This window comes from Candidatus Acidiferrales bacterium (assembly GCA_035515795.1).
Lineage (GTDB): Bacteria > Bacteroidota > Ignavibacteria > Kryptoniales > JAKASW01 > JAKASW01.
In genome coordinates this window covers 20,539-34,062 of sequence record DATJAY010000010.1, presented here as the reverse complement: position 1 = coordinate 34,062, position 13,524 = coordinate 20,539, and the positions used below count along the sequence as shown (strand labels likewise).

The following is a 13,524-nucleotide window of genomic DNA, read 5'->3' as shown; positions in this document are numbered from 1 at the left end:
AAAATGTCAGTCGAGGAATGTCCCGTTTGCGGGACCGAGGAGATATACTCTGAAGGAATTTGTCCGGCGAAAGGACAGGCAAGCGAATCGATCGCTTGCAGAACATACAGGAGTTTGAATTGTGGTCGGCACATTCGCGTTCGTGCCTTACCAGGAAAATCAGTTAGTCCGATAGATGCTGCCGAAAAGCTTCGCAGGATGAGAACTTGATCGCGAGAGGCGTTGAGGCACATTATGAAAGGAGAAATGACAATGAAAAGAGCAGAGAAACATTTTACAATGAGTGAGGGAGCGTTAGAAAGATTTTTTGTTATCTTCCAGCTGTCGGCTTTGGTGCTTCTTTTTCAAGCCGGCTCCATCATGGCACAGCCGATAAGCAGTAATGGAACGGGCGGCGGAGCATGGGGCAGCAGCTCAACCTGGGCGGGAGGGAGCCCGGCGCCGGGTCCCGGCAACGACGTCACCATAGTCACGGGCGATTCGGTTTATACCAGCGGCCCGGTCAGCTGCGCGAGCCTCACTATCCAACCAGGCGCGAAATTAGCTTTAAACGTCGGCAAACTTACCATGACCGGAGACTTCTCCATAGGGGCGAATGCCTGGTTCTATGACAACGATTCGTTGAAAGCCTGGCCGGACAATGCGACATCGTACACGATCGATGCTGCAAGCAACTTTGCGGTAATGGGAGCCAGCGCTGCTACGTTAGGTTCTCAAAGCGCGGATTCGACTTTTGGGAACGTTTATATTTTAGCGAGAACCCCCGGTTTGAGTTTCAGCGCGAACCTGACAATCAAGGGCGACTTGATCATTAGTGATAACACGACCAGCAATGCAATCCGCGGGATCAGCCCGTCAGTGAGGGATAATACGGGCGAAAGTCTTCTGACCCACCATGTCATGGGAAACGTCCGTGTCATCTTCGGAATTCTTTCCGCAGTTGACGGAAAGTTTACCACTGCCAGCTCAAATCCTATAGGCTGTATCTTTAACATTGACGGGAACGTAACCGTCGGCGATTATTCAAACTCGACGCCGCAGGGAAGATTCGGACCTTTCTCAAGCGACGACCAGGGAGTTCCTAATTTTGGTGAGTTCAACATTGGTGGGAATCTTTCTCTTGTTAACGGAGGAAGACTCCATGCCGGAAACAGCACAAGCAATAACTCGGCTAACACAGGCATTATAAATATCGGCGGAAACTTTAGCGTGGACACCAACGCTGCCTTTGCCACAAACTCCAATGGAGAAACTTTTGCGATCAATTTTGTCGGAAACGGGCCTCAGACTGTTTCGCTTGGTAAATCAGTTTCGTTCTCTTCCTCGACTCATCTGATTACTCTGTGCGATACCGTCGGTCCGAATTCGACCGTGCAGTTCACCGGCGGCAAGTCATGGAATTTTAACTGTCCAAGCGCACCGAGCGGGAACGGAGCCTTCGTTGTCTACGGAAAACTTTTATTCGGACCGTCGGATACGTTGAAGGGTTTGCAGAATTTTGTTCTCGAACCGGGCGGAACGCTTGGTACTGCAAACGTGAACGGAATTGATACCACGATCGGAAGCATCCAGGTATCCGGCACAAAATCACTCCCCACCACGGGAAGCTATGCTTACAACGGGAGCGGCACTGCCACACAGGCGGCCGGAGCTGCTCTTCCTCCGACGATGAATGATTTAACCGTCAGCGACTCCGCTGTTGTCGTGCTGGGCGCGAATGAGACAGTAACGGGAACTTTGACGCTGAACACGGGCGGCAAACTCGAACCGGGCTCCCAGACGCTTACCTTGACAAACAAGAAAGCTAATGCCGTGGTCGGGGACAGCGCGTCGTATGTCATCGGCTCTCTGACCCGTGCGGATAGTGCAACGGGTTCTTACCTGTTCCCAATTGGAGACCAGTCGGCGTACCATGGCGTTGCTCTCGATTTCACAACGGCCCCTTCAGCTTCGTCTGACCTGACGGCTTCATTTACAGCTTCCGATCCGGGCGGTTCGGTTTTCCCGAGCGGGATAACCGGCTATTGGAACGGCGGCTATTGGACAGTTAATGCGAGCGGAACTCCTACCGGCACCTTCGACCTTACGGTCTACGCGAAGGAAGCTCTGGCTGTTAACAGTCCCGTTACGCTCATCGGAAAACCGGCACTTAGTGATCCATGGGCTGCGTTGAATGCCACTCAATCTCATGCTTCTGCAGATTCCGGAAACTATGTGACTGAATCGGGAGTGACTGCCTACGGAATTTACGGAGCGGGATTCGGTACGATAGTCGGATTACATGAGAAGCCGAGCGGCATTCCGACGAAGATAGCGATCGGAAACTATCCGAACCCGTTCAACCCAACGACCACCATACAAATCGCGGTGCCGAAGAATGCACATGTGGCGTTGACGATCTACAACGATTTAGGGCAGAAGGTCGCTACCATTGTCGACCAGAACCTGAAAGCCGGCTACTATGAGGAACTCTTCGACGGTTCCACTTACTCCAGTGGAGTTTATTTCGCGAGATTGAGCGTCGGCAATCAGGTGATAGTAGGCAAAATGTTGATGATTAAATGATTCAAAAACATATTTTCAGAAATCCGCCTTCTATTGGCGGGATTGATGCTGAAGTAACAAACTAAACCACTTCATCATCCCCCTCTCTTTCCAAAAGAGAGGGGGATGACGGTGTACCATCAAAATCGGGAGAACCTTGTTCAATAGTAATGGTATGAAAAATTCTCGGCATGTTTTTGTCTTTCTCGCTTTAGCTGCAGTTCTGATTTCGGTTTCTGCGGCAACAGCTCAAGAGATCAGAGATGAAGTCGAGAAATACACTTCAAATCTTCCTTTTGAGATGCCTGCAATACAATTGCCCGACTTTCCGAACAAGATATTCAACGTAAAGGACTATGGCGCAGTCGGCGACGGGCATTCGATGAATACCGCCGCGATTCAGAAATCTATCGACTCATGCTCCTCGGCCGGTGGCGGCACAGTTGTAATCCCGGCGGGGTTATGGCTGACCGGACCTATTCAAATGAAGAGCAACGTCAATCTGCATCTCAATAGAGGAGCCGTTGTCGAATTCAGCCGTAACCATGAGGATTATCCGATCGTGAGCGTACCAGGGCGGGGATGGGTTGTCGAGTCTCCGATATTTGGAATAGGTCTTGAAAATGTGGCCATCACCGGATCCGGTCTCGTGGACGGGAACGGTATCACGTGGAGGCCTGTGAAGAGCAACAAGGTTTCGCCCACACTCTGGAAAGAATTATTGAAATTCGGCGGCGTGGTCACTCAAGACGGCTCCATGTGGTGGCCGTCCCAGGAAGCTGAGAACGGTGAACAATACCTGAAGAATCTCAGGACGACGAAGAGCAAGGACGAATTGGCGGCTCGGGATTTTCTACCCGCCAGAGATTTCTTGCGTCCGGTTCTCGTTCTGTTTATAGATTGCAGGAAAGTTCTGTTCGACGGCACGACTTTCGAAGATTCTCCATCATATGCACTGTATCCCAACTGGTGTGAAGATGTAGTTGTCAGAAACGTGAAAATTAACAACGAATACTGGGCGCAGAACAGCGACGCAATCGACATAAGCGCATGCAGAAATGTGCTCGTTTATAAATGCACGGTGACTGCCGGCGACGACGGCATCTGCATGAAATCAAGTTTGAGAAAAAACGTAAGCAGTCCATCGCTGAAGAACGTCGTCATTGCAGATTGCGTCGTGTACCATGCCCACGGCGGCTTTGTCATCGGGAGCAATACCGACGGAGGGATGGAAAATATCTCGGTGAAGAATTGCGATTATGTCGGCACCGATATAGGTTTGAGATTTAAGAGTTCCAGGGGAAGAGGCGCGCTGGTGAAGAATGTCTATGTCGATCACATTTACATGAAGGACATCGTAGACGAGGCGATACTATTCGACACGTATTATGAAGGGAACGCTCCCGGTGAAGGCGCGCCGCCAAAGAATTTCAGTCCCCAGCCTGTCAATGACAGGACACCGATCTTTCAGAATTTTTATATCGACAGCGTTTACTGCGACGGTGCGAAACAGGCCATCCGCGTGGCCGGCCTGCCTGAAATGCCGGTCCATGACATCACGATTTCTGATTCGTACATAGCTGCCGATAAAGGCTTTGAGTCGAACTTTGCATCGGGCTTCACTTTGAAGAACGACGAGATTCTCCCCAGGAAAGGAAATGTCTTCTCGCTTTCCGAAAGCAAGGATTTTGTAATAGATAAAGGTTTTTGTCCGAAAACTGCGGATGTTTTTCTGTATGTCAGCGGGAAGAATTCGTCGAACATAAGGCTCATCGGCACCGACATTTCTTCGGCAAAGATCCCGGTAAAATACGGGGCTGATGCTGACACCAGCGCCGTCGTCCGACAATAAAGTTCGTTAACGTTTTCTAGAAGGTTAAGATGCTTTTCAAGTTCAAAAGAGTTTCAAAGAAAATAAATTATCACCATGTAATTTCAGTTTTCATTTTAGCATGGTTGTTTTTGTTAAGTGCCGGCTCCCACTTTTCCAATTCCGGCGGCGGCAAAACGGTCGATGAGGAATCGGGATGGAGCAAGGTCCCGGAAATACTCAAACAAATTATCCCGCCCGCTTTTCCAGATCGTGATTTCAAGATAACAGACTACGGCGCAGTCGGCGATGGAAAGACTCTCTGCACCGAATCGATCAACAAGGCGGTTGAAGAATGTTCAAGGTCAGGCGGCGGCAGGGTTGTTGTGCCGAAAGGAATTTTTCTAACCGGCGCGATCCATCTTGAAGATGACGTCGACCTTTACGTGTCGGACAGTGCCATGCTCGAGTTCTCCACAAATCCCGCCGATTATCTACCGGTTGTCTACACCCGCTGGGAGGGCGTGGAGTTGATGAATTATTCCCCGCTCATATATGCCTTCGGCAAGAGAAATGTTGCCGTGACCGGGAGAGGAATTCTCAATGGCCAGGCTGATAATGAGCACTGGTGGCCATGGAAAGGGGGAAAGGAGTTCGGCTGGAAACAGGGAATGCAGAGCCAGCTGGATAGCACTTGCCGCCCGCTGCTGATGAGAATGGGCGACAACGATGTACCCGTGAAGGACAGAATATTCGGCGACCACCATTTCCTGAGACCGACCTTTGTGGAATTCTATAATTGCGAGAGCGTGCTCATACAGGGAGTAACTTTAGAGAATGCTCCGTTTTGGTTTCTCCATCCGACGCTGTGCAGGAACGTCACCATAGATGGAATCAAAACCGACAGCGACGGCCCTAACACCGACGGCTGCGACCCGGAGTCATGTTCGGGCGTGCTCATCGAGAACTGCGTGTTCAATGACGGCGACGACTGCATTGCGATCAAGTCCGGACGCAATGAAGACGGCAGGCGAGTAAACGTTCCGGTAGAAAATATTATCATTCGCGACTGTGCCATGAAGGAGGGACATGGGGCAGTTTCAATCGGAAGTGAGATCAGCGGCGGCTGCTCGAATATTTTTGTCGAGGATTGCAGTTTCGATAGCCCGCACCTTGATCAGGGCATTCGGATAAAATCAAATGCAAAGCGCGGCGGCGCGCTGACCGGCATATATGTCCGGAATCTGAAAATCGGCCAGGTCAGGGAATCGATCGTCAGAATAACGATGAACTATGATCCTCCCGAAGCGGAAGGTTACAAGTATTTCCCGGTTATGAAAAATATTTTCGCAGAAAATGTTGTGAGTCAGAAAAGTGAATATGGATTGTACTTCGATGGGCTTCCGGAATCAAAAATTGAAAACGTCTCGATCAAAGACTGCAAATTCGATGGAGTCTCAAAAGGAGACAGCATCGTAAATGCAATCGGTGTGAGGCTCGAAAAAGTTTATGTCAACGGCAGCCCCGTCCATGATGAAGATGATTCGCAGAAATAAATTCTTTATTAAGTTCTTCTTCAATTAGATAAACGAAATGTCAAAGATAAAACAAATATTTTTTCTAGTGCTTCTTTTGAGCGCGGCTTCTTTTGCTCAAATTTATGTCTCGCCCACCGGCAGCGACTCCAATCCCGGGACGATCGGTCAACCGTATCTGACGATCTCGAAAGCCATGTCGATGGCAGCTGCAGGGACGACGATTTACCTGAGGGGCGGCACATATAACATATCCTCCACTTTGGGCGCCGGAGTCAGCGGTTCAGCGGGTAATTACATCAACCTATGGGCGTACCCAGGCGAGACTCCGGTCCTTGACTTCTCGGGAGAATCTTATTCATCTTCTTCACGCGGTATCGAGCTCAAGAAAAACTATTGGTACTTGAAAGGATTGGTGATCAAAAACGCGGGCGACAATGGGATCTACATATCGGGTTCATACAACATTGTGGAGAACTGCCAAATATCAAATAACAAAGATACCGGCATACAGATAAGCAACGGCGGAAGCTACAACTACATCCACAATTGTGATTCCTTTGGAAACAATGACCCGGCCACTCAGGGACAGAATGCGGACGGAATAGATGCAAAATTGGGCGCCGGTCCGGGAAATGTTTTCAGAGGCTGCCGCGTCTATGATAATTCGGATGACGGGTACGATTGCTATGAGACGTCTTATCAGGTTGTGTTCGACAGCTGCTGGGCCTTTCATAACGGATACAACTTGTGGAATATCTCCGGCTTCACGGGGAACGGAAACGGTTTCAAGCTCGGCGGTAATTATGTGCCAGGGCCGCATATCGTAACGAATTGTGTCTCGTTCGATAATGTCGTTAAAGGGTTTGATCAAAACAACAACACGGCAGGAGTTACTCTCTACAATTGCACCGGGTATCGAAACGGAACTTATAATTTTTCATTCCCGACTGCCCCTGATACCGGAAACGGTCAGGACACTCTGAGGAACGATTTGTCTTTTGAGGGCGGCCAGGGAGATTACAAATTGAACTCCGATGTTGTCCAATCGAACAACAGCTGGCCCGGCCACACGGTTTCACAATCCGATTTTCTGAGCCTCGATACTTCGCTCGCTCGAGTCGCCCGCCTTCCTGACGGTACGCTTCCATCTACTGACTTTCTCCACTTGGCTCCATCAAGCGGTCTGATTGATTCAGGCGCGTATGTCGGGATCCCTTACGCAGGTGCGGCTCCTGATATCGGGGCGTTCGAGAGCGGAATCGGTGTCTCATATGTTGCCTCAAATGGAACCGGTGGAGGAGATTGGAATTCACCTTCGGCATGGAAGAACAATATCATACCGGACGATACTACCGATGTCCTGATCACAAGCGGTGACTCGGTAGTAGTCACTGCGACTCAGGCGGCGAAATGTAAGAACATCGTAATCCAGCCGCGTGCTAAACTAAATGATGCTGCACTGCTGAGCGTGAGCGGCTCACTATCACTCCAGCCAGGTGCTTTTTTTTATAATAGCTACTCGCTGCTTCCATCCTTTCCGCTTGCGCTGTCATATTATATCAGCAGCGGCAGCTACTATGTTCATACCAAAGCGGCGGGGAATACCCTCGGAGCATCCGGGTACGACTCGACTTTTGGAAATGTAATCGTGCAAAGGGGAGGCACAACTGCAGGGAATGATCTGCTGATCAACGGAGACCTGACAATAGAAACGGGGGATACTGTCGGGACATTTGCAGGTGCAAGGACTTCGAGTTTGACACACGTAGTACATGGAAATGTCTATGTCAAGAGCGGACAGATGTCGGCGGTGGATTCCAACGGGACTGCCACCGTATTAGGAGTCTGGAACATCGACGGAAATGTGTCGGTGGGTGATTCCTCTGCTCCGAGTTTTGCAGGCCTGGAACCTTTTTCTAACGTTGGTACTGCAGGGACCAGGACAGGTATCTTTAATATCAGCGGAAACCTGAATATCCTCAATGGTGCGTGGCTCCAGATGGGAAATAATCCAAACTCGACTTCTACGACAGAAATTGGGATCGCAAATCTCAAGGGAAATTTCCTGATCGAGAAATCTGCCGAGGTCGCTGCGAATTCTGACGGAGCGTTTGCATTGAATTTTGTTGGAAACGGATCTCAGTCGGCTACACTCGCCCGGCCGCTATTCGACTCTTCATCATCTTTTCAAGCTGCGGTCTTTGACACGGTCGGGGCAAATTCATCGTTAGCATTTAGCAGCGACTCGACCTCATGGTGGGTAAGGACACAAGGAACTTTTGTGGTGAATGGAGTACTGAGCCTTGCTGCTCACGACACTATAAAAGGAGGCCAGGGTTTCGTTCTCAATGGTGGTGGAACTCTCGCACTTGCTGACCAAAGCGGGCTCGATTCCAGCGGGTGTATTCACGTAACAGGGGCGCGCTATTTCAGCAAAAGTGCCAACTATGTTTTCAACGGGTTAAATTCTCAGATTACAGGAAGCGCCTTCCCCGATAGTGTAAATAATCTAACCGTTGTCAACGGTGCTGGAGTTTCTTTGACAAATAGCATTTCAGTCAAAGGCAGACTCTCCGTTTCGATCGGACAGCTAATCCTAAACGGAAGGAAGATCAATGCTGCATCGGTTGCCGGCGGATCGTCGACGGCTTACGTCAGAACTGACAGTCTCGGCGGAGCGTTAAGTATCCTCAATCTTGATTCCGCGATGTTCCCGGTGGGGACAGCTGCGGGATACGCTCCTTTATGGATAGCGAACAAGAATACGGCGGACGCATTCACGGTCGCTGCCATGGTTGATTCGTCTATTCCCGAATATAAGAACGGAGACGGCGGAAGAGTAAATGTCAGATGGGATATTAGCGAATCCTCAAGCGAAACACCCGACTGTTCGCTGCAATTCGGTTGGGTCAGTGCCGAAGAGGATTCCGCCTTTGCTGCAAACCGAAGTAAAGACGCGGGAATATTTTCTCTTTCAACTCCTGATTCGAATGCGGGATCGGGAAGCTATGCCTGGAATTTTTCTCCATCGGCCGGACAGCCGTACACGGTGTGGCGGGGCGGCATTACGAAGCTCGGTCCATTCGGTGTCGGCGCCTTCGGGGTTATCACCGGAGTGAAGCATCTTGATAAGATTCCGGCGGAGTTTGCATTGTATCAGAATTATCCGAACCCATTCAACCCTTCAACCATGATCGAATTCACCGTAGCTCAAAAGGGTTTTACCACGTTGAAGGTCTACAATATCCTTGGACAGGCGGTGGCAACGCTGTTCGAAGGAAATGCCGAATCCGGGAAAAAATATTCCATTCAGTTTGGTGCATCCGGTTTGTCTTCCGGAGTTTATTTCAGCGTACTTAGGAGCGGCAGAGAAATGCAGCTTCGCAAAATGTTGTTAGTTAAATGAGAGATTTTATGAAGTTGAATACAAAAAAGTTAGTTCTTGTATCGATGATATTATGTCCGCACCTGTTAATTGCCGGAGAGAGAGGCAGATACGATAAACCAAAAGTTGTTATTGCAATTGATTCGACGGGCAATGGAATCGTCGGCGACAGTACTACGGACAATACGAAGGCAATCCAGGCTGCGATCGACAGTTGTTACAACGCCGGTGGGGGAACAGTTGAGTTCATGAACGGGAAATTCATTACCGGACCGATCACATTGAAGAGCAGCGTGATATTTCAGGTTGACAGTTCTGCGGTCATATACGGCACCACCTATGTCAAGGCATACTACCCGGTGGGTTATGACACTACGCAGTCGATGCCTGGCTCACTGCAGCCTTTGATAGCGTGCGCAAAAAATTCGGCCAACATTACCATTACCGGGAATGGAGTGATTGACGGTCAGGGTCTGCCATGGTGGAACGCCTACAATGCGAACAATAACTATCCCCGGCCAAGGCTGATCCAGTTGAGTCACGCACAGAATATCCTTATAGAAAATGTGACTTTGCAGAATTCTCCCCAGTTCCACGTCTCATTGCAGTATTGCTTAAACGTCGTGGTTAGGAACGTTACGATCCTCGCTCCATCGAATTCGCCTAACACGGACGGAATCGATCCTGCCACCTGTCACTTTGTGCAAATTCTCAACTGCAAAATTGACAATGGAGATGATAACGTCGCGGTGAAATCGGGAAATAACGATCCGGCAGATCCCAACGCCGGAACGTCGAACATCTTCGTTTCCGGCTGCACCTTTTTGCACGGCCATGGGTGTTCTATCGGAAGCGAGACGAACGGCGGCGTCGATACCATGGTTGTTACCAATTGCACATTCAACGGAACCGACAACGGACTGCGCATCAAATCATATCGTGGCGCAGGAGGAAACGTCAGAAACGTGACTTACAAGAATATTACGATGACGAACGTGAAGTATCCCATTTATTTCTCGGAATATTATCCGAGCATCCCTGCGCAAACGGATCCGGCACAGGCCGTAAACTCGCTCACTCCGTATTTTCATAACATCGTTGTCGACAGCTTGACCGCGACCGGCGGATCTACATCGAACCCGGGCTGTGTCATTGTCGGTGTTCCCGAAACTCCGATGAAAGACATCTTCCTGGAGAACGTCAACATTTCCGGCAAATATGGATTGGAAGTCCGAAACGCAACAGTATACACGAGCAACGCGACGATAAGTGCCACAACTCCTCCGTCTGTCATCTACCAGGTCAACGGATCAATTAATCCCGTCCTGTTATCTAACGGAACGGGTGGAGGAAATTGGAATTCCCCGTCGACATGGTTGGGCAATGTCGTCCCTGATTCCGCAGATTACGCCGCGGTGGTGAACGGGGACTCGATCGTTGTTGATCAGGCGTTGCAATGCGGCAGCCTTGCGATCAGTTACGGGGGTATTTTGAATGAACTTGCACAGTTTTCCGTCAAGGATACCTTCGCACTCCACGACAATGGGAACTACTACAACAATTGCGCAGGATATCCTTCGTTCCCGCCTGCTTCTTTATATGATATAGGCGGTGCCAGCAATTATGTACAGACGATGAACGCCGACAGTATTTTAGGATCATCAGGATATGATTCGACCTTTGGAAATGTGACTATCATGCATGATGGTACAACTGCGGGAGCAAATCTCACCGTTAACGGGACGCTGAACATCAACGGGAAGTTTATTCTTGGTCAGAAAAACCTTCTCGCGGGTTCTATCAGCGGAGGGTCTCCGACCCACTATATACTTACCAATGGGTCAGGTGTTCTGAAGATACCGGGAATCGTCCTGACTCAAAAGATTTTTCCAGTAGGTACAGATTCGGTCTATGCACCTGTGTGGATTAAGAATGCAGGTACCGCAGACACCTTCAGCGTATCTGTAGATACGGGGAGCGGGTCGACTATGTCGGGGCGTGGTCGCGTGAATCTAAGATGGAAGCTGAGTGAAAACTCACCAGGCAAGGGCAATTGCACGATCCAATTAGGCTGGATGGCGTCAGCGGAAGATACCACATTCTCTGCGATTAGAGCGGCGGAGGCAAGGATATTCTACTTGAGCGACTCCACCGATACGATGGAAGCTGGAACGGGTAGCTATACAACTCAGCTGTCAACTCAGCCGTTCTGGGTTTCTCGCAGTGGAATAAAAACGCTTGGTTCTTTTGGAGTGGGAGATTTTACTCTGACTTCTGTGGAACCGAGGGATGGTGGTACACCTTATGAATTTGAGCTTTACCAAAATTATCCAAACCCGTTCAATCCGTCGACTGTCATCAGATACCAATTGTCAGCGGGCGGTCGGGCTACACTGAAAGTTTATGATCTGCTCGGAAGAGAAGTCGCAACCTTGGTGAATGAAAGACAAAATGCCGGTACGCATTTCGTCACGTTTGACGGTTCGCGTCTCGCAAGCGGCGTTTATTTCTATCGACTTAACGCAGGGAATTTTGTGAAAACTAGGAAGTTGCTGCTGGTTAAATAAAATCTCAAACCAATTAAGAATAGGATCTAAAATGACAGTACATGCAAAAACGAGAAGGACGCAGAAAATCAGGAAGACCCGGAGAAACGGGAAGACGCGGGTCACCAGAAAGGCGCAAAGAAAAGGATCGATTCCGAAACTTGAGAAGGAACTGGGAATCTCCGTATATCCCAATTCAATCAACGAGTATCATGGCACAAAAGTGTTCATGGCTCGCGAAAAGAAAGGGAAATTTCTCTATGCGGTTTCGGACAGCGACGACGAATCTGCGTTCAAGGGATTCGAAGGAGAAGTGATCAGAGCCACCGGTGGTGAGGTCATGAAGAAATGTCCGGTGAATCACCACAATGCCGAAGCTCTTCAAAAAATTTGCCCGTTTACTAAACCGGTAACTATAGGCTTGAAAAACTCCTACGGCTTCGGTGACCGACTCGGTCTGGCAAATCCCGGTCACCTCAGGGCGTTAAAAGGATACAAGTTCATGCCTGTTCTTGCACAACAATCAATTCGTGAGCTGACGAGAACACAAAGAACACCTGAGGAGGTTATGGACGCTGCAGTATGGGCAGCATTTCAGGAGGGATACAAAGACGGTTTCGGTGCTGACGCCGATCACCTCAAAACCACTGACGATGTAGACCGCCTCATGAAGGCAGGATTTACGATGTTTACAATCGATCCAAGCGACCACGTCGTCAACGGTGTGGCAGAGATAAGTGAACCGGATCTGCTGAGAAGAGTTGCCGGGTTGCCATGGAGCGATTTCGGCGATTCGTATGAAAATCTCCTCGCAAGGTACGAAAGTAAATCGACGAAGTTGCGCGGCGGGTATTCGATCACTTCCACAAAAAGGAGCGTCCTCGAGGCGTGCCTGAAGTATATGGCAGCTATCATCAATGTCAAGAGAATTCATAATCACCTGAAGACCAAACACGCCGACCATGATTGCGAAATCGAAGTGTCAATTGATGAGACCGATACCGTGACCACGCCTTTTGAGCACTTCTTCATCGTGAATGAGCTGAAGAGGATGGGAGTTGGTTTCGTAAGCCTTGCACCGAGATTTGTCGGAGATTTTGAAAAAGGAATCGAGTATAAAGGAGACATAGAGCTTTTCAAGGAGCATTACCTCCAGCATGCTGCCATAGCCGAATATTTTGGATTCTACAAGATCAGTTTTCATTCAGGCAGCGACAAGTTCAGGATCTATGAAGCCGTCGGCGCAATGAAGCAGACCCGCATTCACGTGAAGACTGCGGGCACGAGCTACCTGGAAGCGTTGAAGGTTGTCGCGATGAAGGACCCAAAGCTGTTTAGAGAGATACTTGATTATGCCTTAAGCTTGTTTGACACCGAAAGAAAGAGTTATTTTGTTTCGGCAGATATGAAAAAAATCAGACCTGGCGCACAATATAAAGATAACGAGCTTGCAGGACTGTTTGACTCTAACGATGTCAGGCAAGCTCTTCACGTTACTTACGGCAGAGTGCTGACAGACAGGAATGAGAAGGGTCAATATATTTTCAGAGACCGGATTTATGAGTGCTTGAATAATAACGAAGCGCTCCACTATGATTTGCTGGTGAAGCATTTTGATCGCCATCTCAAACCGTTCAAGAAATGGAAATGAATTCTGATCAACGAAGTAAGGACCAGCGCAAATTGCATTGCGCGGCAAGT

General features: G+C 49.3%; 7 protein-coding genes. All 7 read left to right on the top strand.

Annotated features, from left to right (window positions below; translation table 11 throughout):
- Positions 1 to 3 precede the first annotated feature (3 nt).
- The 7 genes from VLX91_05285 to VLX91_05255 all read left to right on the top strand — a co-directional run bounded on the left by VLX91_05285 (position 4) and on the right by VLX91_05255 (position 13,474).
- The gene (locus VLX91_05285) at positions 4 to 210 is read left to right on the top strand and encodes a hypothetical protein (protein ID HUI29607.1); all 207 of its coding nucleotides are present in this window, start codon (positions 4 to 6) and stop codon (positions 208 to 210) included.
- Positions 211 to 252: 42 nt separating this feature from the next.
- A complete protein-coding gene (locus VLX91_05280; GenBank protein ID HUI29606.1) occupies positions 253 to 2,565 on the top strand; it encodes a T9SS type A sorting domain-containing protein in 2,313 nt (770 codons plus the stop codon).
- Positions 2,566 to 2,719: 154 nt separating this feature from the next.
- Positions 2,720 to 4,396: a glycoside hydrolase family 28 protein gene (locus tag VLX91_05275; GenBank protein ID HUI29605.1), complete on the top strand. Its 1,677-nt coding sequence runs from the start codon at positions 2,720 to 2,722 to the stop codon at positions 4,394 to 4,396.
- Positions 4,397 to 4,425: 29 nt separating this feature from the next.
- Positions 4,426 to 5,910 carry a glycoside hydrolase family 28 protein gene (locus tag VLX91_05270; protein HUI29604.1) on the top strand — a complete coding sequence of 495 codons (1,485 nt, stop codon included), beginning with the start codon at positions 4,426 to 4,428 and terminating at the stop codon, positions 5,908 to 5,910.
- 37 nt (positions 5,911 to 5,947) lie between these two features.
- Positions 5,948 to 9,298, top strand: a complete 3,351-nt coding sequence (locus VLX91_05265; protein HUI29603.1) for a right-handed parallel beta-helix repeat-containing protein — start codon at positions 5,948 to 5,950, stop codon at positions 9,296 to 9,298.
- 8 nt (positions 9,299 to 9,306) lie between these two features.
- A complete protein-coding gene (locus VLX91_05260) occupies positions 9,307 to 11,844 on the top strand; it encodes a glycosyl hydrolase family 28 protein (GenBank protein HUI29602.1) in 2,538 nt (845 codons plus the stop codon).
- Positions 11,845 to 11,875: 31 nt separating this feature from the next.
- A complete protein-coding gene (locus tag VLX91_05255; protein HUI29601.1) occupies positions 11,876 to 13,474 on the top strand; it encodes a tagaturonate epimerase family protein in 1,599 nt (532 codons plus the stop codon).
- The last annotated feature ends 50 nt before the right edge of the window (positions 13,475 to 13,524 follow it).

What these genes read in the sequence shown, in the direction of transcription:
- VLX91_05285 (HUI29607.1), top strand. Translation starts at nt 4, where the DNA reads ATGTCAGTCGAGGAATGTCCCGTTTGCGGGACCGAGGAGATATACTCT.
- VLX91_05280 (HUI29606.1), top strand. Translation starts at nt 253, where the DNA reads ATGAAAAGAGCAGAGAAACATTTTACAATGAGTGAGGGAGCGTTAGAA.
- VLX91_05275 (HUI29605.1), top strand. Translation starts at nt 2,720, where the DNA reads ATGAAAAATTCTCGGCATGTTTTTGTCTTTCTCGCTTTAGCTGCAGTT.
- VLX91_05270 (HUI29604.1), top strand. Translation starts at nt 4,426, where the DNA reads ATGCTTTTCAAGTTCAAAAGAGTTTCAAAGAAAATAAATTATCACCAT.
- VLX91_05265 (HUI29603.1), top strand. Translation starts at nt 5,948, where the DNA reads ATGTCAAAGATAAAACAAATATTTTTTCTAGTGCTTCTTTTGAGCGCG.
- VLX91_05260 (HUI29602.1), top strand. Translation starts at nt 9,307, where the DNA reads ATGAAGTTGAATACAAAAAAGTTAGTTCTTGTATCGATGATATTATGT.
- VLX91_05255 (HUI29601.1), top strand. Translation starts at nt 11,876, where the DNA reads ATGACAGTACATGCAAAAACGAGAAGGACGCAGAAAATCAGGAAGACC.